The organism is Geodermatophilus sp. SYSU D00779 (assembly GCF_054050595.1).
This window is the reverse complement of sequence record NZ_JBJGZQ010000001.1, coordinates 238,521-257,008: the sequence shown is the minus strand read 5'-3', so window position 1 is coordinate 257,008 and position 18,488 is coordinate 238,521. Positions and strand designations below refer to the sequence as shown.

Below are 18,488 nucleotides of genomic sequence, written 5' to 3'. Positions count from 1 at the left end.
TCCCCATGGCAGTCGTGCTCGGCCACAACCAGTACGGCAAGGCGGAGAACCGGGTGGTCCGGGTCTTCCGCGACAGCGACCCCCACGAGATCGTCGACTACAACGTCAGCGTCGCGCTCTGGGGCGGCCAGGAGGCGCCGCACCTGACCGGCGACAACGCCCCGGTGCTGCCGACGGACACGCAGAAGAACACCGTCTACGCCTTCGCCAAGGAGGACGACGTCGTCGCGCAGCCGGAGTCGTTCGGCACCCGGCTGGCCCGCCACTTCGTCGACGAGACCGAGCCGATCACCCACGCGCGGGTCCGCATCGAGATGTACCCGTGGACCCGGCTGGGCAACCCGCACGCCTTCACCCGCGACGGCCGCTTCGTCCGCACGGCGACGGTGACCTACGACGGCTCGACCACCTGGGTGGTCTCCGGGGTCGAGGACCTGTGGATCCTCAAGACCACCGACTCGGAGTTCGCGGGCTTCCTGGAGGACCGGTTCACGACGCTGGCGCCCACGCACGACCGCCTCATGGCGACCTCGCTGCGCGCCCAGTGGTGGCACACCGGCGAGGACGTCGACTGGGGCAAGTCCCACGACCGGGTCGTGCAGACGGTGCTGGAGACCTACGGCAACCACCACAGCCTGGCGCACCAGCAGACCCTCTTCGACTGCGGCGCAGCCGTGCTGGAGGAGCAGCCGGAGATCGCCGAGTTCCGCGTCACCGCCCCGAACAAGCACCACTTCGCCTACGACCTGGCCCGCTTCGGGATCGAGAACGCCGGCGAGGTCTTCCACGCCGACGACCGGCCCTACGGGCTCCAGGAGCTCACCGTCCGCCGCGACGACGCCCCCGCCCCCGGCCTGGCCTTCGACCCCGGTCAGGGCTGGTGACCGCACCCGACCGGCTGACCGGAGGAGGAGGACCGATGGCCCTGTGGAACAAGAAGCGGCGTACGGGAGCGGCCGGGACGGGCGGGCACCCGGTGGACGAGGTGCTGCCGCCGGGGCCGATGGCGGCCTACGGCCTGCAGCACGTGCTGAGCATGTACGCGGGGGTGGTCGCCGTGCCGATCATCGTCGGCACCGCGCTCGGGCTCTCCACCCAGCAGACCACCTACCTGATCAGCGCCGGCCTGTTCATGTCCGGCCTGGCCACGCTCCTGCAGACGCTCGGCGTCTGGCGGATCGGCGCCCGGCTGCCGATCGTGCAGGGGACGTCGTTCGCGGCCGTCTCCACCATGCTGGCCATCGGCGCACCGCTGGGCGGTGAGGCGGGACTGCGCGCCATCTTCGGGGCGCTCATCGTCGCCGGCGCCATCGCGCTGCTGATCGCGCCGTTCTTCACCAGGCTGCTCCGCTTCTTCCCCCCGGTCGTGACCGGCACGGTCATCACGGTCATCGGCGTGTCGCTCCTGCCGGTGGCGATGCGGTGGGCGCTCGGGACGGCGAACACCCCCGGGTACGGCTCGATGCGCAACATCGGCCTGGCCGGGGCGACCCTGCTGATCATCGTGCTGATCTACCGCTTCCTGGGCGGCTTCTTCAACCGCGTGGCCATCCTCTTCGGGCTCGTGCTCGGGACGCTGGTGGCCATCCCGTTCGGCGCCACGGACTTCGGCCGTCTCGGGGACGCCGCTGCCTTCCAGCTGACCGAGCCGTTCCACTTCGGCACGCCGACCTTCGCCGTCGGGGCGATCGTCTCGATGCTCGTCGTGATGCTGGTGATCATGACGGAGACGACGGCCGACATCCTGGCCATCGGTGAGGTCGTCGACAAGCGGCTCACCCGCCGCGACGTCACCGGTGGACTGCAGGCCGACATGCTCTCCACGACGGTCGCCGGCGTCTTCAACGGCTTCTCGGTCAGCGCGTTCGCCCAGAACGTCGGCCTGGTCGCCGTGACCGGGATCAAGAGCCGGTTCGTCGTCGCGGTGAGCGGCGTCATCCTCCTCCTGCTCGGCCTCTTCCCGGTCCTCGGCGCCGTCGTGGCGGTCGTGCCGCTGCCCGTCCTCGGGGGTGCGGGGCTGGTGCTGTTCGGCACGGTCGCCGCCAGCGGCATCCGCACGCTGAGCAAGGTGGAGTACGACGGCAACGCCAACCTGGTCATCGTCGCGGCCGCCCTGGCGATGGGCGTCATCCCCATCGCCATCCCCGAGTTCTACGAGCCCTTCCCGAGCTGGTTCGAGGTCGTCTTCGACTCGGGCATCAGCGCCGCCGCGATCACCGCCATCCTGCTCAACCTGCTGTTCAACGTGCGGCGCGGGCAGCCGGAGGAAGCGCCGATCTTCGCGGAGGCGCCGGCGATCGGCACCACCTACGAAGGGGACACGGAGGGGATCGTGGTCGAGCACACCGACACCGCCCACCCGACCCCCACCAGGCCGAGGCGCCGGGTCCCCGACAGCCCCCACCACTGACCGGGACCGACGACGGAACGGGACCCGCCGGAGCCCGTTCCGTCGTCACCCGGCCGCCATCCCCGACGGCCACCGGCCGAGCCCGACACCCAGGAGGACCGCGTGTACGAGAGGCCCTACGAGCTGGTCGGTGCGGCCGACAGCCTGATCGCGCGCGTCCGCGCCCGCGGCAACGACGTGCTGCGCAACCCGATGCTCAACCGCGGCACGGCCTTCACCAGGGCCGAGCGGGAGGCACTGGGCCTGGATGGCCTGCTGCCCAGCGCGGTGTCGTCGATGGACGGGCAGGTGCGCCGAACGGAGCAGCAGTACCGGGGGCAGCCCGACCCGCTCGCCAAGCACGTGTACCTGGCCAGCCTCCGGGACCGCAACGAGGTCCTGTTCTACCGGCTGCTCAGCGAGCACCTGGAGGAGATGCTGCCGATCGTCTACACGCCGACCATCGGCGACGTCATCGAGCGCTTCAGCCACGACTACAACCGCCCGCGCGGGGTCTTCCTGTCCATCGACGAGCCGGACGCCATCGAGGGGGCGCTGCGCGCCTACGGCCTCGGGCCGGACGACTGCGACCTCATCGTCGCCACCGACTCCGAGGGGATCCTCGGCATCGGGGACCAGGGCGTCGGCGGCATCCAGATCTCCATCGGCAAGCTCACCGTCTACACCGCGGCCGGGGGCATCCACCCGCGGCGGGTCGTCCCCGTCGTCCTCGACGTCGGCACGGACAACCTCCGCCTGCTCGACGACCCGATGTACCTCGGCAACCGGCACCCCCGGGTGCGCGGCCAGCGCTACGACGACTTCATCGACGCGTTCGTGACCGCGGCCACCACGCTGTTCCCGAACGCCCTGCTGCACTGGGAGGACTTCGGCGCCAGCAACGCCCGACGGATCCTCGAGCGGTACGACCCGACCTGCTGCACCTTCAACGACGACATGCAGGGCACGGCGGCGGTCGTGCTCGCCGCGGTCTTCGCCGGACTGAGGGCCACCGGCGAGCGGCTGCGCGATCAGCGGGTGGTCGTCTACGGCGCCGGGACCGCGGGGATCGGGATCGCCGACATGCTCCGGGACGCCATGGTGCGGGAGGGGCTGTCCCGCGAGGAGGCGACGCAGCGGTTCTGGGCGCTGGGCAGCCGCGGGCTCCTGACCGAGGAACGCGCCGCCGAGCTGCGGGACTTCCAGGTGCCGTACACCCGCCGCGCCGGCGAGACGGCCGGCTGGGCCGGAGCGGACGGGTCCATCGGGCTCGCCGAGGTGGTGGCCCGGGCCCGGCCGACGATCCTGATCGGCACCTCCACCCAGCCGGGGGCCTTCAGCGAGCCGATCGTGCGCACGATGGCGGCCTCCGCCGAGCGACCGGTCATCCTGCCGCTGTCCAACCCCACCTCCCTGTGCGAGGCGCTGCCGGAGGACCTCGTGGCCTGGACCGACGGCCGCGCCCTGGTGGCGACCGGCAGCCCGTTCCCGCCGGTGCACCACGACGGCACGGAGCACGTCATCGCGCAGGCGAACAACGCCCTGGTCTTCCCCGGTCTGGGGCTGGGGGTCTCGGTGGTCAGGGCACGGCGGGTCAGCACCGGCATGCTGACCGCGGCCGCCGCCGCGGTCGCCGAGCTGTCCGACGCGGGGACCCCCGGGTCGGCGCTCCTCCCACCGGTGGACGACCTGCGGTCGGTGTCCGCGGCGGTCGGCGTCGCGGTGGCGCAGGCCGCGGCGGCCGAGGGGCTGGCCCAGGTCGAGCTGCACGACCCGGTCCGGCAGGTGCACGCCGCGATGTGGCGGCCGGAGTACCCGCGGATCGAGGCCGTCTGACCGCCGGGCAGGTCACCGGACTGCACCGGACCCCCGGCCCGGGATGACCGGGGCACGGGCCGACCCGGCAGGGCTCCCACCAACGGCGACGAGGTCGGCGACGGGTGCACGACCGACACGCGGAGGACCACACGGATGACGCGACTGAGCGACGAGATCGCCGACGACCTGGACCACCGGCTCGCGGACGCCGACCGGGAACTGGGGGCGCGGTACCCCGGTGACACCGGCGCCCGGCAGCCGGTGCACACCGTCTACGTCCCGGCCGACCGGTTCACCGCCGACGTCCCCGGCGAGTGGGGGGCGGCGGCGGTGGCGCTGCTGGACCGGCACGCACCGACGGCGGACGTCCTGGCCGGTGTCACCGGCATGCCCGTCCCCCTGGTGGACGACGTCCAGGACCGGGTGCGCGCGAAGCTCGCCCGGGAACCGATCGAGGACCTGCGCGTCGACTTCGAGGACGGCTACGGCCGGCGTTCCGACGAGGAGGAGGACGGGGCGGCCACCGAGGCGGTCGCCGCGCTGGCCGCGGTGGCCGGAGCCGAGGGCGGGCCGCCGTTCCTGGGCATCCGGTTCAAGAGCCTCGAGGCGCCGACCCGCCGGCGGGGTCTGCGCACCCTCGACCTGGTCGTCGCCGGACTGGTCGCTGCCGGTGGCCTGCCGGAGGGGTTCGTCGTGACCCTGCCGAAGGTGACCTCGGTGGCCCAGGTCGAGGCGATGGTGGAGGTCTGCGGCCGGCTGGAGCAGGCGCACGGGCTGCCCGCCGGCCGGCTGCGGTTCGAGATCCAGGTGGAGACGCCGCAGGCCGTCCTGGGCGCGGACGGGACCGCTCCCGTCGCCCGCATGATCCCCGCGGCGGAGGGGCGCTGCACCGGACTGCACTACGGCACCTACGACTACAGCGCCGCCCTCGGGATCACCGCCACCCAGCAGAGCCTGGAGCACCCCGCCGCGGACCACGCGAAGGCGGTGCTGCAGGTCGCCGCAGCCGGCACCGGTGTGCGCCTCTCCGACGGGTCGACCAACGTGCTGCCGACGGGGGACCGGGGTGCGGTGCACGCGGCGTGGCGCCTGCACGCCCGGCTCGTCACACGGTCGCTGGAACGCGGCTACTACCAGGGCTGGGACATGCACCCCGGGCACCTGCCGACCCGCTACCTGGCCACGTACTCCTTCTTCCGCGCGAGCCTGCCGGCGACGGGGGCGCGGATCAGGGCCTACCTCGGCCGCGTGGAGGGCGGGGTCATGGACGAACCCGCGACGGCGCAGGCGCTCGCCGGCGCCGTCCTGCGCGGGGTCGACTGCGGCGCCGTGACGCCGGAGGAGGCCGGCGAGCTCACGGGTGTCGACCGCGCCCGGCTCGAGGGGCTCGCCCGGCGCACCGGGGTCTGACCACGGCCAGAGCGCTCCCGGGCGGGTCAGCCGCGGCCGACGTAGGGCATCGCGGTGGCCAGCACGGTCATGGTCGCGACGTTCGCCTCGAGCGGCAGGCTGGCCATGTAGACGACCGCGCGGGCCACGTCCTCGGCCGCCATCCGCGGCTCCGGTCGGATGCTGCCGTCGGCCTGGCGGACGCCCTCCGCCATCGCCTCGGTCATGTCGGTCGCGGCGTTGCCGACGTCGATCTGGCCGCAGGCGATGCCGTAGGGGCGGCCGTCCAGGGACGTGGACTTCGTCAGACCGGTGACGGCGTGCTTGGTCGCGGTGTAGGCCGCGGACATCGGCCGGGGGACCTGGGCGGAGATGGAGCCGTTGTTGACGATGCGGCCGCCCTGTGGCTCCTGGTCGCGCATGACGCGGAACGCCTCGCGGGTGCAGAGGAAGACGCCGGTGAGGTTGACCGCGACGGCCGCCTGCCACTCGGCCAGCGGGATGTCGGCGACCTCCCGGGCGGCCGCGAAGGAACCCGCGTTGTTGAACAGCAGGTCGACCCGCCCGCAGGAGTCGACGGCGGTGTCGAAGAGCGCCCGCACCGACGCCTCGTCGGTCACGTCGGTCGGGACCGGCCGCAGCCTCCCCGCACCGCCCTGCTCGGCGACCGCCTGCAGCGCTGCCTGCCGGCGTCCGGCCAGGACGACCTGCCAGCCGTCCGCGGCGAGGGCCAGGGCGGTGGCCGCGCCGATGCCGCTGCCCCCGCCGGTCACGATGGCGACCTTCTCGCTCACGTCTCCTCCTCGCTGGGCCTCGATCCCTGCTCCACAGGACCGGGGACGTCCCCGGAGGTCATGGGACCACCTCGGCCGATCCACCACACCGGGCACCCGGTCACGGTTCGGCCGGCAGCGGTCGGGTGGGCCACTCCAGCAGGCGGGCGCCGAGCACCGCGGTCTGCAGCGCGAACCGCTGGTCGGGCCGGGACACGCCGTACCCGGTCAGCTGCGCGACCCGGGTGAGGCGGTAGGTCACCGTGCGGACCGAGACGTGGAGCTGCCGGGCGGCCTCGGTCGCGACGTCGCCGGCGTCGAAGTACGCCCGCAGGGTCTCCATCAGCACCTGCGCGCCGCCGCGGACCTGCTCCAGGGGGCCGAGCACGTCGCGGACCAGGTCCACGATCGCCGCCTGGTCGCGGCCGAGCACCCGGTACACCAGCAGGTCCCGGGCGTGCACCACGTCGTCGTCGGAGTCCAGCCGATCGGCGAGGGTCAGCGCCTCCCGCGCCTCCTCGTAGCTGCGCGGCACGCCCCATACCCCGGGGAAGGCCCGTCCCGCGACCACCCGCCACCGGCCCGCGACCCGGAGCCGACGCAGGTCCTGCTGCAGCAGCTCACCGATGTCGGCGCCACGCGCGGCGGCGCCCGCGGGCGTGGCGGCGCTGGGGACCAGGACGACGACGCGGCCGTCCTTCATCGCGACCAGCACCTCGCGGTCGCCGAACCGGTCGACGACCGCGCGCTCCAGCACGGTGGCGGCGCGGGCGACGTCGCCGTCGGGGTCGCGGGGCGCGACCAGCGCGACGTGGTGCGGCTTGCCCAGGTCGATCCCGAACAGCTCGGCGCGCTCCACCATCCGGGACACGTCGGCGTCCCCGCGGAGCAGGTCGTCGACGAACTCCGCCCGCACGGCCTCCTCGCGGCGGATCATCTCCCGGCGCTCGACCTGGTGCCCGTCGACGAGCACGCCGACGGCGTCGTCGAGGACGCGCAGCACCGCCTCGGCGGCCGCGCGGACCTCCTCCGCATCGGACGAGCGCACGACGACGGGCAGCTGACGCCACAACCGCCACGCCGCGGACAGGTACAGGTCGACCGCGCGCCGTGCGCCGACGCCCTGCGCCGCCGCACGCCGTCCCTGCTCCCGGACGGCGTCGAGCTCCCAGGCCTCGGGACGGCGCCCGTGGATCGCGGCGTCGGCCAGCAGCGGCAGGTACTCGTCGAGCAGGTCGGCCGGCGCCCGGGTCGCGGCCGCCGCCGAGGCGCCGACCGGGGCCAGCCAGTCCTCCGACGGCGGCGCGGCCCGGCCGGGGCGCCGCCGATCGACACCGGGGGACACGTGCGCTCCTTCCCCGGCCGCGGCTCGTGGGTGGAGGTGCGGCCGCTGGCCATCATTGCCGATCACCGGCAAGGAGAGCGTTCCTCATCCGACCGGCGGGGACCGTAGCCGGGAGCCGCCGGCAGCGGGCATGGTCGAGGTCGACGAGGAGGGAGTCGGGAGTGCTCAGCGATCACGAGCAGCGGGTGTGGGACGACGTCGAGCGGTCCTGGGCCGAGGAGGCCGAGGAACCGCCCCGGCCCGCACCCCTCCCGCGCCGGCGGGCGCCCCGGGACCCGGCCGATCTGCCCGCCCCCGTGGTCGCCGGCGCCTGGGGCGCGATCCTGCTGGTCCTCTTCGGGGCGCTGACCGCGGGTCTGGCGGTCGGTGTCTCGACCGCGCTGGGCTGGGCCCTGTGGCGGTACTGGCCCCGGCCGGGCCGGACGGACCCGACCACGACCCGGTCGGTGCTGCGCGAAGTCGACCGGGGGCTGCAGGCGGCCCGCCGTCCGGCGGAGCAGCGGCGACCGCGGCAGCAGCGTGGCGGGTCGCCGGACCGGTGACCGGCCTCCGTCGTGGGGGCCCGCGCGGGCACGTCCCGGCTGGTGGATCCGCGTCCCACCGGTCACGCTGACCGCGGTGGCTCCCCGCGGGCCGACCGGCCGCGGGGACCGGCCGGGCTGCGGGAGTCCGGGTCCGCACCGCTCCCGGAGGTGGTCGTCTGGTCGGGACACCGGTCGTCGTCGGCAGCCGCTCGCGCGCCGGGCGGGGGAGCTCCCGGACGCAGAGGCCGGTCGCGTGACCACGGACCTGCGGGGAGCGTCGGCCGCGCCTCGGTCGCTGCGCGCCGAGTGGGCACGGCTCGCCGCCGCACCCTCGATGCCCGGCCGGTTCAGCCCCGATCTCGTGACCGGGCTGCCGGAGCCGGCCCGCCGCTGGCTGACCCACGCCCTCGCGCCGGGGACTCCGCTGTGGTCCTCGGTGCAGCTGCGGATGCGCGGCCGGATCCGCATCGGGGCGTGGCGGTCCTTCACCGCCTCCCAGGTGCTCGCCCCGCCGCACGGCTTCATCTGGGCGGCCACCGCCCGCGTCGCGGGGCTGCCGGTCACCGGGTTCGACCGGTACGGCTCCGGCGCCGGTCGGATGCGCTGGCGGCTGCTCGGCCTCGTCCCGGTGGTGAGCGGAGCGGGGCCCGACGTCACCCGCAGCGCCGCGGGACGGCTCGCCGGCGAGGGGGTCTGCTGGCTGCCGACCGCCTTCGGCGCGGCCCGCTGGTCGGCCGGGCCCGGGCCGGACACGGCCGTGGCCACCTGGCGGATCGGCGACGCCGACGAGTCCGTCCACCTGCGGGTCGACCCCGACGGTGCGCTGCGGGAGGTCCGGCTGCAGCGCTGGGGCAACCCGGACGGGCAGGCGTTCGGCCGCCACCCGTTCGGTGTCGCCGTCGAGGACGAGCGCTCCTTCGGCGGCGTGACGATCCCGTCGGTGCTGCGCGCCGGCTGGTGGTGGGGCACCGACCGGCAGGACGCCGGGGAGTTCTTCCGCGCCGAGGTCACCGACGCCACCTTCGGCTGACCGCGGGCGGTGGACGGCGTCGGTCAGGGCGTGCCGGCCGCCGCGTGGTGGCCGTCCAGCCCCCGAGCTCCGGCCGGTGCCAGCGCCCAGTGGCTGCTGTGGTCGGCCGGATCGGCGGCGGTGGCGACGGCCTCCAGGCGCGCGAGGTCGGCCGGGTGCAGACCGGACGTGGTGCGCAGCGACTCGAGGAGCAGGTCGATCTGGCGGTGCAGGGCCGGCACGTGCTCGGCCCGGCCCGCGACCTCGACGTGCGCGATCAACATCCGGAGGACCCGCAGCAGCGCGGCGGCGACCTGCGGTTGCGCGGGAGCGGCGTGGCGGAGCTGGTCGAAGCCGTGGGCGATGTACTCCTCGGCGGACAGCTGCCAGGGGCGCAGCAGCACCCGCCCGTCCGGGCCGGCGACCGCGTCGGCGGGGGCGTCGGCGGTCAGCAGCCGCCGCAGCAGGCTGCCGATCCGGAGGCCGGCCTCGACGGCGGTGGTGGGGTCGTTGACCGCCGCGCTCAGCGCGCGCAGCCCGATGTCGACCAGCTGCCGCAGCGCGAAGTCGACATCGCACTGCATGGTGCGGCCGGCGGAGACGAGCACCGTCGCCGACAGGCGGCGGGCGGTCGCTCCCCGGTCCTCGGGTGCCGGCCGGACGGTGACCAGGGGCTCACCGCCGTGGACGTAGGCGCCCACGCGGGTCTCCAGGCGCACGGTGGTGCCCGGCGGCACGGCGGCCAGCAGCCGGTCGCTGGGCGCCTGGGTCACCCAGCCGTCGCACGGTGCCGGCACCGTCAGCACCGGCTGCCCGGCCGGCTGCGTCCGGACCACGGCCGGTCGCTCCGCGGCGGTCGTGCGGGCGGTGGCGGCGAGGACCTGCCGGCCCTCGGCTCCGATGCGCTCGACGACCCGGCCGACCTGCAGCCCGTGGGCGAGGTGGTCCAGGTGCGCCACGATGAGCAGGACCGTGACCACGGTGAGCAGCACCGCGACGGTCAGCGAGATCCGCGGCGCCGTCGCCCGGCTGTCGGCGTCGACCGCCCGCAGGACCAGCACCGCGTAGACGAAGGTCGCGACCAGCAGGCCGATGACGACCTGGCTGAGCCGGTCGCGGATGAACGAGCGCATCACCCGCGGGGAGAACTGGCTGCTGGCCAGCTGGAGGCTGACGACGGTCAGGGAGAGCACGACTCCGGCGGTGGTGATGGTCGCCCCGGCGACGGTGCTCAGCAGCCAGGTGGCGGTGCTGCTGTGCATCGACAGGGTGAGCGGGAGGTCTCGCGCGGCGGCGGCCCGGTCGACCGCGGTGGCGGCCTCGGCCAGGGCGATGCTGCCGAGGACGAGCAGCGCGGGCAGGGCGAACAGGCTCTCGCGGAATCGGTAGGCCGCCGCCGCGGCGCGCATCGGCAGCGGCGACCGGGCCGTGCCGCTCACCGGCACACCCGGCGAGGGCGCCGGGGCGACGCCCGCCGCTGCCGGGGCCGCGGTCGCGCGGCCGTCCGGGGACCGCTGCCCTGCGGCTCCGGCTCGCTCGGGTCGATCGCGACCAGGTCGGCGAACCCGGTGAGCTGCAGCGGGCGGAGCACGCGGCGCCGGCCGCCCGTGCGGACCACCAGCCGCGCGCCGCGCATCCGGCACCGGCGGTCCGCCTGCGCCAGCACGGTGACGCCGGCAGCACCGATGAAGGTCACCCGGCTCAGGTCGACGACGAGCACGCGGACGCCGCGCTGTCGCGCCTGCGAGTGCAGGCAGACGTCCAGCGCCGGAGCGGTGTAGGCGTCCACCTCGCCGATGACCTCGACGACCACGCGGCCGGGGCGACCGCCGGGCACGACGGTGACCGACAGCAGCTGACCGGTGTCGGGAGCGGCCGGGGAGGCGGGCGTGTGCAGCACGGGGAGCTCCTTGCGGGGAGGTCCACCCGTCGGCGCCGGAGAGGTGTCGCCGACGGGTGGGGGTCCGGGCGGGTCAGCGCGACTGCTGGCAGGAGACGCAGCCGGCCGCGAACGGCCGGAACTCCAGCCGCTCGGCGGGGATGGCGCCGCCGCAGTACACGCAGGCGCCGTAGGTGCCGGTGGCGATGCGCTGGAGCGCCGCGTCGATCTCCTCGATCGTGCGCAGCAGGGCGGTCGCGCGGCTCTGCGCGACCGGGTCCGGCACGGAGGTGGCCGTCTCGGCCAGGGCGAGCTCGCGCTGCCGGACGCAGTCGGCCCGCTGGGTCTCGAGCAGCACCCGGAACGGCGTCCGGTCCGGGGACGCGGTGGTCGGGGCGGGGCTGAGGGTGGTCATGGAGTCCTCCCGGTACGACGAGGACGCGTCCCACCGGAGCGGGACGCGCGGGACGAGGGCGGAGACCCGCAGGGGTCAGGCACCCGCCGGTGGCGCGCGGTCCTGACTGCGGCGCAGCACGTCCAGGCCGCGCAGGCCCCGGGCCCGCAGGCTCGTCGCCAGGGCCAGCAGCCCGCCGCCGGTCACCGGGGACGGACGGCGCGCGGGCGACCCGGCGAGCACGGCCGGACCAGGGGGCGAGGTCTGCGCGTCCACCGGGTTCCCCCTCCTCGTCGTGGGCCGGGCCGGCCCGCACCTCCCGCGGGCCTGAGCCCACCATGCCTGCGCACTGCTGGCCGGGACACGGCAGCGGCCGGTCAACTCAGGCACCTCGGGGTTGCCGACGACCGGCAACGAGGTCGGAGGAGGCTGCGGCGGTGGACGCCCGGTGAGCACGCCGCTGCGGTCGGGCTCGACCGACGGCACCCGGCGCTGGAGGCCGACCGGGTCGGCGACCGCGTGCATCCGGTGCCGGCACGGGTAGAGCGACGCACTCAGGCCGGACGGACCGTCCCGCCGGTGGCCGGAGCGCCCGGATGAGGGGAAGTCGATGACACAGCAGGCAGACCAGGTGCGCGAGGTCGTCGTCGGGGTCGACGGCTCGGGCGAGGCGCGACGGGCGCTGGCCTGGGGCTTCCGGGAGGCCGGGTTGCGCGGGGTCGCGGTCCGGATGCTCACCGTCTGGACCGGGTCGCCGCCGTCCGGTGCCGGGGAGGGGTCGCGCACGACGGCTGGGTTCGAACGCGACGTCGAGGCCCGGGTGCGTGCCGAGGCCGTCGAGGCGGCCCGGGTCACGGGCACCTCGGCGGTCCCGTTCGAGACACAGGTGCGGTACGGCCACCCCGCCCAGTCGCTCGTCGAGGGAGCCGGTGCCGACGGCCTGCTGGTCGTGGGTCAGCGCGGGCTGGGGGGCCTGCGCGGCCAGTTGTTCGGCTCGGTCAGCCAGCAGTGCGCCCAGTACGCGACCGGTCCGGTCGTCGTCGTCCGCGGGGACCGCCCCGTCGAGGGAGCCGCACCGGCCGGGCGGGTCGTGGTCGGGGTGGACGGCTCGCCCGACTCGGTCACCGCGGCGCGGTTCGCCGCGGCCGAGGCGCGGGCGCGCGGCGCGGAGCTGCACGTCGTCCACGCCTGGAGCGACACCGTCTCCGGCTACGGCGGGCCGCCGTGGGCGGTGCCCGACGCGACGCTGCGCGAGGAGGCCGCGTCGGCGCTGCGGCGCAGCGTCCAGGACGCCGGGCTGGACGGGGGACCAGGCCTGCGGGTCCGGGCGGAGGCGGTCGAGGGGGTCGACTGGGACGTCCTCCTCGACGTGGCCGAGGGCGCCGACCTGCTGGTGGTGGGGTCCCGCGGCCGGTCCGGGTGGGCCGCGCTGCTCCTGGGGTCGGTGGCCCTGCACTGCGTGACCGCCGCACCGTGCCCGGTCGCGGTCGTCCGGCCGCCCCGGGACCGGCGGTGACCGCCCTCGGGAGGACCGCCGGATGACGACGGACCTCCCGGTGCTGCTGGTCCTGGACCTCCTGGGCACGTTCGCCTTCGCCCTCAACGGCGCGCTGACCGCGTTGCGCGTGGTCCGGCTGGACATCGTCGGCGTCGTCACCCTGGGCATGATCACCGCGCTCGGTGGCGGCATCATCCGCGACGTCCTGCTCGACGTCCCGCCGGCCACGTTCAACGACTGGCGCTACCTGGCCGTGGCGGCCGGCGGCGGCCTGATCGCCTTCGTGTCCGGCCGCCATCTCGAGCGGCTCAGCACACCCATCACCGTGCTCGACGCCGTGGGCCTGAGCCTGTTCGCGGTCACCGGTGCCGGGAAGGCGCTGGACCTGGGCCTGGGCCCGGCCCAGGCGGTCATCCTCGGCGCGACCACCGGCGTGGGGGGCGGCACGCTGCGCGACGTCCTGGTCCGGCAGGTCCCGTCGGTGCTCAGCAGCGGCCTCTACGCCATCCCCGCCCTGATCGGCGCCACGGCCACCGTCGTCGTGACGCTGCTCGGCGTCCACGGTCCCGCGACCGCGGTCGGTGCGGCGGCCCTGTGCTTCCTGATCCGCATGGTCGGTGTCCACTACGACCTGGACGCGCCGATGCCCCGGCGGGCGTTCGACCCGCCGCCCGACGACGGGCCGCGCTGACCGGCGGTCGCTACGCGGCCAGCCAGGCCGGCGCGACGACGACGAGGGCCTGGGTGCCGGTGTCCAGGGTCGGTCGGACGACCGGCGCGGAGCCGGCGGAGTGGTTGACCGGGACGTCCTGGCCGATCCGGCCGGCCGCCTCCGCCGCGCCGTACAGCTCGGGGTCGGTCCCGCCGACGAGACCAGCGGGTGTGGGGGACGCCCAGTGCGGTCGGGATGTCGCTGGAGTCCTCGCTCGCCGACTGCGGGCCGGCCGGCGCGAACCGCTCGCCGGAGGAGTCCGCGAACGCCGCGGCCACCCGCTCGGTGGTGGCGGCGTCGTCGTCGGTCAGCGGGAACCGGTCGAACCGGTACAGCTCCTCCTGCACGGCCTCGTGTCCTCCAGGCCGGCGGAGACGGCGGTCATGGCCCACGCCGATCCGGGACGGACGGTCGGGCCGCACCCCGCGCCAGTGTGCGCGCACGTGGCCGTCCCCGCTCCGGTCGGCGAGCGCCCAGGGGTTCGGCTCGCAGCCGGTCAGAACTCGTGCCGGAGGCGCTTGCGCCAGGGACGGCCGTCCGGGTCGTAGGCCAGGTCGTACACCGGGGTGACCAGCGCGCGGGCCAACGACCCGCCGCCGGTCCGCCGGGGGTGGGCGCGCAGCCGGCCGGCCGGGCGCGGACCGCGGCGACCGCCGTCGTGCCAGGCGTCCAGCTCGGCGGCGGCCCGGCGCATCGCCGCGGCCGCCTCGTCGAGGTCCAGCAGTCCGGCGTCGTCGTCGTCGGTCCGGCCGAGGTGCTCGCGCACCAGGGCCAGCCGAAGCTCGCGGGCGAAGGTGCGCGCGCCGTCGCCCAGCCCGGCGGGGTCGACCGGGTCGCGGCCGTCGCGCTGGTCGTCGAGGACGGCGGCGGTGAGCTCGGAGTCGTGCGTCCAGGACCGCCGGTTGAGGTTGGCGCTGCCCACCGCGGCCCACACGTCGTCGACCACGCAGACCTTGGCGTGCACGTAGACCGGGCGGCCGGCCTCGTTCTCCAGGTCGAACAGCTGCACCCGGTCCCCGCCGGCCGCCAGCACGGTCCTCCAGGCCGCGTTCTGCCCGAGCACGGAGGCGGGGAAGTCGAAGCCGCCCTCGCGGTCGACGTACCGGGGGACGACGGCGACCAGGTGCAGCGTGGGGGAGCGGCGCAGCGCAGCGGCGAAGATGCGCGCGACGTCGCGCGACCAGAGGTACTGGTCCTCGACGTAGACCAACCGACGGGCCCGGGCGAGGGCCTTGGCGTAGCCCCGGGCCACGCTGCGCTCGCCGTCCGGCGCGAACGGGTACCGGGGCCGCCGCCGGGGGTAGGTGCGCAGCAGCTGCACCGTGCAGGTGCCGGCCGGATCCGGTGGCGGCGCGGGTCGCGGGAGGGGGTCGGGCGCGCGGTCGATCCCGTGCAGCCGGTCGGGGACGGTGTGCCAGGGCCACCGGGTCGGCGGGGCAGGATCGGCCCACCGCTGCCGGAAGACCGTCTCGACGTCGCGGACGGCGGGGCCGCGCACCTCCAGCTGGACGTCGTGCCAGGCCGGTGTCGGGCCGTACACCCGGGCGAAGGACCGCGCCTGCGGGTCCCCCGGGTGACCATCGCCGTCGCGCCGGGAGCGTGCGGGGTCGATGCCCCCGAGGAAGGCCACCTCGTCGGTCCTCCCGTCGCCGGTCACCACGACGGACTTCTGGTGGTGGGCGCCCAGCGGCCGCACCCGCTGGTCCAACAGCACCCGCCCGCCCGCGGCGGTCACCGCCCGCGCCAGGGCCCGGTTCGCCTCCAGGGTGTAGCCGATCGCCTCGGGGTGGGAACGCCACAGCAGCCCGCGCACCAGCGCCCCCCGGCGGGCCGCCCCGACCAGCGCGGCGCCCAGCGGCGGTCCGCCGTCGTCGAGCAGCTCCTCGCCCTCAGCACGCCACCCGGTGAACAGGACGGCGTCCCCCCTCCCCGCGCGGAGCACGGCCTCGGCGAGCACGGGCAGGTAGCTGCGACCGTCCACCAGGGCGCGCACCGCGTTGCCCTCGCGCCAGGCACGCAGCCCGGCGTGCTCGTTGCCCCGCTGGGCGGAGGAGAGCAGCCACGGGTGCCCGCCGCGCAGTTCCCGCGCCCAGCGTGGCTCGCGACGGGAGGCCGGCGACCTGGACATGACCGGCGATCCACCCCTCGTGCCGCCCGCATCCGCCGCCCGCTCAGGGGCCGCCCGACCGTCCGCGTGCTACCCCTGCCCCGGGCCGGGCAGTCGTCAGGGGAGGACGGGGGTGCCGTCGCCCGTCGGTGGAGGGTTCCGCACGTCGATGACGTCGACCGCGAGGCCGCCGCGGGACGTCTCCTCGTACTCGACCTCCACGTCCTGGCCGGTGTCGCGCATGGTGAGCCTGCGGTTCGACCTCCAAGCGCCCCGTCCGCCGGCACCCCCGGCTGCTGCGGAGGACGACGGCGAGCGATGACGGACCCCGTCCCCTCACCGTGCGGTGGACCCCGACCTCCCCGCCCCTCGCACATGGCCGGCGCGGCCACTGCCCGTCGACCCCTGACCGGCGGCCCGGCGGGATCCCGGGACCCAGCGGACGCCGTCGTGGCCACCGGCTGCACGCCGGGGGGCCTCACCGCAGGGGTGAGGTCCCCGCCCGGCGCCGTGGTGCTCCGGTCACGCGGCGTGGGCAGCAGCCCCGCGTTCCGCGGCCGGAGGCGCCTCCGTGCGGGGCGGTGCTCCAGCGGCCGTCCCGCTCCCGGGAGAGGGCAGGGCGGCGACCGCGACCGCGAGCCCGAGCGTGGGGCGCAGGGCGGACAACCGGGGGCTCTCCAGCTCCTGCCTGAGTCGTGTGAGGTCGTGCGTCAGCAATTCGCTCTCCTCGGTCGTGTCGGTGTCCCCATCGCGGCGGGGCGTCGGTCACCAGTTCGTCGGGGGATCGCTGGCGGGGGAGGACTGCAGTCCCCACTCCTCGACGACGTCGATGAGCGGTTCCGTCCCCGCGTTGCTCGCCTGCCCGGCGGCGAGTCCGTCCACGGTCGTCCGGGTGCGGCCGAGGACCTCGACAGGGGCTGGGTGGACCTCGGGTGTCGCGACGGGACGTGACCTGACCGCTGGACTGCGGGGGAGGGCGAGGGTCATGCCGGCATCTCCTTCACTGGGGGGGCGTACCCCCAGCGTGCTCCTCGGTCGCCCGATCCCCCAGGGTGCCGTCCGTCAGGTGGGCGTGGCCCTGCTTGCCGACGGTCGGCAAGCTGCGGCTGGACCCGGTCCCGGCTGGCCCTGCACCCGCTCGGCTCGGTCCGGACGGCCGTTCCCCGCGGTCGTTGCCGGCGCTCGGCAAGGTCGGTGTGCACCAGCTGACCGGCAGCGTCCCTGGCCCGGGCCGGCGTCCGGAGGGCATGGTCGGGTCCAGCCGGTCGGGACCGCGAGGCGATCGTCGTCGAGCGATCGCCCGCCGGGTCCCGCGGTCACCGGGAGCCGGCGTTCCCGGCCACAGACCTGAACCGTACGAGACCCCACCGGAGGAACCAGGTGTCCATCGCCACCGGGGACGCGGACGTCGTGTCTGCTGAGTCCGTCGTCGCTCTCCCGACCCTCGCCGACCGCTGCGACGCGTCCGCTGTCGTAGGCGGCCCCGACAGCAGGACCGGACGGGGCGCCTGCGGTGCGCAGGCACTCATCCGTGCCGTGCTGCCCAGCGGCGAGGACCTGGTCTTCTGCGCCCACCACGGCCGGGAGCACGAGGTGGCGCTCGCCGCTGCCGGTGCGACCGTCCACGACGGGACGGGCGCGATAACCCGCCCAGCCCGGCGCCCGACCAGTGGAGACGTCGGTCAGGGGTCGTCGTCGCGGACTCACTCCCAGGGCAGCCGGCTGCGGGTGCCCCAGTAGTCCTCGGGGTCCTGCGGCTCGACCAGTCCGCCGACGTCGAGGCCGGCGACCCGGGGCGCGTCCGCGTTGCTGGTCAGCTGGGCCACGGTCACCGCGCCGCTGAGCACGACGTCGCACCACGGCCGGGCGAGCGCCGCCCCCAGCGCGAGGGCGTCGACCCCGACCCCGTGCTCCCGCGCGGCCGCGGCGAGCGGGCTGTCGGCCGGCAGCCCGTGGTCGGTGAGGCGCCCGTTGGCGACGCCCTCCTTGACGACGACGCGCAGGCCGGCGGCGTGCGCCTCGGCCAGCGCGTCGCCTGCGGACGGCTCGAGCAGGTTCCAGGTCGACTGCACGCTGGAGAACAGCGGCCGACCGTCGACGGTGAGCTCCAGGCCGCGGCGGACGGTGGCGGCCTGCTCCGGCCCGGAGGTCGAGAACCCGATCTCGGTGCCGGCGTCCCGGACCTCGGCCAGCCGGCGCTGCAGCGGCTCGTCGTCCCACAGCGGGCTCTCCGCGGTCAGCGAGTGCACCTGGTAGAGCCGCAGCCAGGGGCCGAGCAGCTCGGTGCTCTCCCGGTACTGGCGCTCGAACGCCGCCGCGGTGTGCTCCTTGACCTCGTGGCGGTCGGCGTCGGTGCGCCAGTCGCCGGTGTACCGGTAGCCCCACTTGCTGGCGACGAACGGCACCTGCTCGCGACCCTGCAGCCAGGAGGCGAGGAACTCCTCCGCGCGCCCGTAGGAGCGGGCGGCGTCGACGTAGCCGATGCCCAGGGACGCCGCGGTGTCGAGCAGCTCGGAGGTGCGGGCGCGCAGCGCCGCCGGCGTGCGGTCGGCGGGCAGGTCGCGGTCGCGGCCGAGGGTGATGTAGGCCGGCCGCCCGACCGCCGCCAGGCCGAGCCCCAGCACCGCGGTCGAGGTGCCTCCGGTCATCGT

18 protein-coding genes are annotated in these 18,488 nt (G+C 75.7%); 9 read left to right on the top strand and 9 right to left on the bottom strand.

Translation table 11 applies throughout. The features are described from left to right. Window positions 1-5 precede the first annotated feature (5 nt). The 4 genes from pucL to ACI79G_RS01170 all read left to right on the top strand — a co-directional run bounded on the left by pucL (window position 6) and on the right by ACI79G_RS01170 (window position 5,617). Window positions 6-884 (top strand): factor-independent urate hydroxylase, encoded by an 879-nt coding sequence (gene pucL / locus ACI79G_RS01185; protein ID WP_456878954.1) that lies wholly within the window; start codon window positions 6-8, stop codon window positions 882-884. 35 nt (window positions 885-919) lie between these two features. Further along, window positions 920-2,410, top strand: coding sequence for a nucleobase:cation symporter-2 family protein (locus tag ACI79G_RS01180; RefSeq protein WP_456878953.1), 1,491 nt, complete (start codon window positions 920-922; stop codon window positions 2,408-2,410). A 102-nt stretch (window positions 2,411-2,512) separates the two neighbouring features. Continuing rightward, a complete protein-coding gene (locus tag ACI79G_RS01175; RefSeq protein WP_456878951.1) occupies window positions 2,513-4,225 on the top strand; it encodes an NAD-dependent malic enzyme in 1,713 nt (570 codons plus the stop codon). 135 nt (window positions 4,226-4,360) lie between these two features. Continuing rightward, entirely contained in the window at window positions 4,361-5,617 is a 1,257-nt protein-coding gene (locus ACI79G_RS01170) for a DUF6986 family protein (protein ID WP_456878949.1), read from the top strand. Between the two features lie 26 nt (window positions 5,618-5,643). On the opposite strand, the gene ACI79G_RS01165 is transcribed toward ACI79G_RS01170, so the two are convergent. Both ACI79G_RS01165 and ACI79G_RS01160 read right to left on the bottom strand, forming a co-directional pair. Continuing rightward, window positions 5,644-6,390 (bottom strand): SDR family oxidoreductase, encoded by a 747-nt coding sequence (locus ACI79G_RS01165; RefSeq protein WP_456878948.1) that lies wholly within the window; start codon window positions 6,388-6,390, stop codon window positions 5,644-5,646. Between the two features lie 100 nt (window positions 6,391-6,490). Beyond that, a complete protein-coding gene (locus ACI79G_RS01160; RefSeq protein WP_456878946.1) occupies window positions 6,491-7,714 on the bottom strand; it encodes a PucR family transcriptional regulator in 1,224 nt (407 codons plus the stop codon). Window positions 7,715-7,875: 161 nt separating this feature from the next. On the opposite strand from ACI79G_RS01160, the gene ACI79G_RS01155 reads away from it, so the two are divergent. Both ACI79G_RS01155 and ACI79G_RS01150 read left to right on the top strand, forming a co-directional pair. Next, complete coding sequence (locus tag ACI79G_RS01155; RefSeq protein ID WP_456878945.1) at window positions 7,876-8,256, top strand: hypothetical protein; 381 nt, start codon at window positions 7,876-7,878, stop codon at window positions 8,254-8,256. Between the two features lie 235 nt (window positions 8,257-8,491). After that, window positions 8,492-9,268, top strand: coding sequence for a DUF6544 family protein (locus tag ACI79G_RS01150; RefSeq protein WP_456878943.1), 777 nt, complete (start codon window positions 8,492-8,494; stop codon window positions 9,266-9,268). A gap of 23 nt (window positions 9,269-9,291) precedes the next feature. Here the strand turns inward: ACI79G_RS01150 and ACI79G_RS01145 are convergent, their stop codons facing one another. From ACI79G_RS01145 to ACI79G_RS01130, 4 genes are all read right to left on the bottom strand, one after another. Further along, a complete protein-coding gene (locus ACI79G_RS01145) occupies window positions 9,292-10,686 on the bottom strand; it encodes a DUF2254 domain-containing protein (protein WP_456878942.1) in 1,395 nt (464 codons plus the stop codon). Further along, window positions 10,683-11,147, bottom strand: coding sequence for an STAS domain-containing protein (locus ACI79G_RS01140; RefSeq protein WP_456878940.1), 465 nt, complete (start codon window positions 11,145-11,147; stop codon window positions 10,683-10,685). Before ACI79G_RS01140 ends, ACI79G_RS01145 begins: the two co-directional genes overlap by 4 nt. A 73-nt stretch (window positions 11,148-11,220) precedes the next feature. Then, complete coding sequence (locus tag ACI79G_RS01135) at window positions 11,221-11,541, bottom strand: TraR/DksA family transcriptional regulator (RefSeq protein ID WP_456878938.1); 321 nt, start codon at window positions 11,539-11,541, stop codon at window positions 11,221-11,223. 75 nt (window positions 11,542-11,616) lie between these two features. Further along, window positions 11,617-11,796, bottom strand: a complete 180-nt coding sequence (locus ACI79G_RS01130; protein ID WP_091220486.1) for a hypothetical protein — start codon at window positions 11,794-11,796, stop codon at window positions 11,617-11,619. Window positions 11,797-12,130: 334 nt separating this feature from the next. On the opposite strand from ACI79G_RS01130, the gene ACI79G_RS01125 reads away from it, so the two are divergent. Together ACI79G_RS01125 and ACI79G_RS01120 are read left to right on the top strand one after the other, a co-directional pair. After that, window positions 12,131-13,036, top strand: coding sequence for a universal stress protein (locus ACI79G_RS01125; protein WP_456878936.1), 906 nt, complete (start codon window positions 12,131-12,133; stop codon window positions 13,034-13,036). A gap of 22 nt (window positions 13,037-13,058) precedes the next feature. Then, a complete protein-coding gene (locus ACI79G_RS01120) occupies window positions 13,059-13,709 on the top strand; it encodes a trimeric intracellular cation channel family protein (protein WP_456878934.1) in 651 nt (216 codons plus the stop codon). A 517-nt stretch (window positions 13,710-14,226) separates the two neighbouring features. Here ACI79G_RS01120 and ACI79G_RS01115 read toward each other — a convergent pair. Together ACI79G_RS01115 and ACI79G_RS01110 are read right to left on the bottom strand one after the other, a co-directional pair. Next, complete coding sequence (locus ACI79G_RS01115) at window positions 14,227-15,858, bottom strand: phospholipase D family protein (protein ID WP_456878932.1); 1,632 nt, start codon at window positions 15,856-15,858, stop codon at window positions 14,227-14,229. 96 nt (window positions 15,859-15,954) lie between these two features. After that, window positions 15,955-16,080 carry a hypothetical protein gene (locus ACI79G_RS01110; RefSeq protein ID WP_456878931.1) on the bottom strand — a complete coding sequence of 42 codons (126 nt, stop codon included), beginning with the start codon at window positions 16,078-16,080 and terminating at the stop codon, window positions 15,955-15,957. Window positions 16,081-17,217: 1,137 nt separating this feature from the next. Here ACI79G_RS01110 and ACI79G_RS01105 point away from each other — a divergent pair. Beyond that, the gene (locus ACI79G_RS01105; RefSeq protein ID WP_456878930.1) at window positions 17,218-17,577 is read left to right on the top strand and encodes a DUF7455 domain-containing protein; all 360 of its coding nucleotides are present in this window, start codon (window positions 17,218-17,220) and stop codon (window positions 17,575-17,577) included. On the opposite strand, the gene ACI79G_RS01100 is transcribed toward ACI79G_RS01105, so the two are convergent. Continuing rightward, a complete protein-coding gene (locus tag ACI79G_RS01100; protein ID WP_456878928.1) occupies window positions 17,541-18,485 on the bottom strand; it encodes an aldo/keto reductase in 945 nt (314 codons plus the stop codon). The genes ACI79G_RS01105 and ACI79G_RS01100 overlap by 37 nt on opposite strands. Window positions 18,486-18,488: the final 3 nt, after the last annotated feature.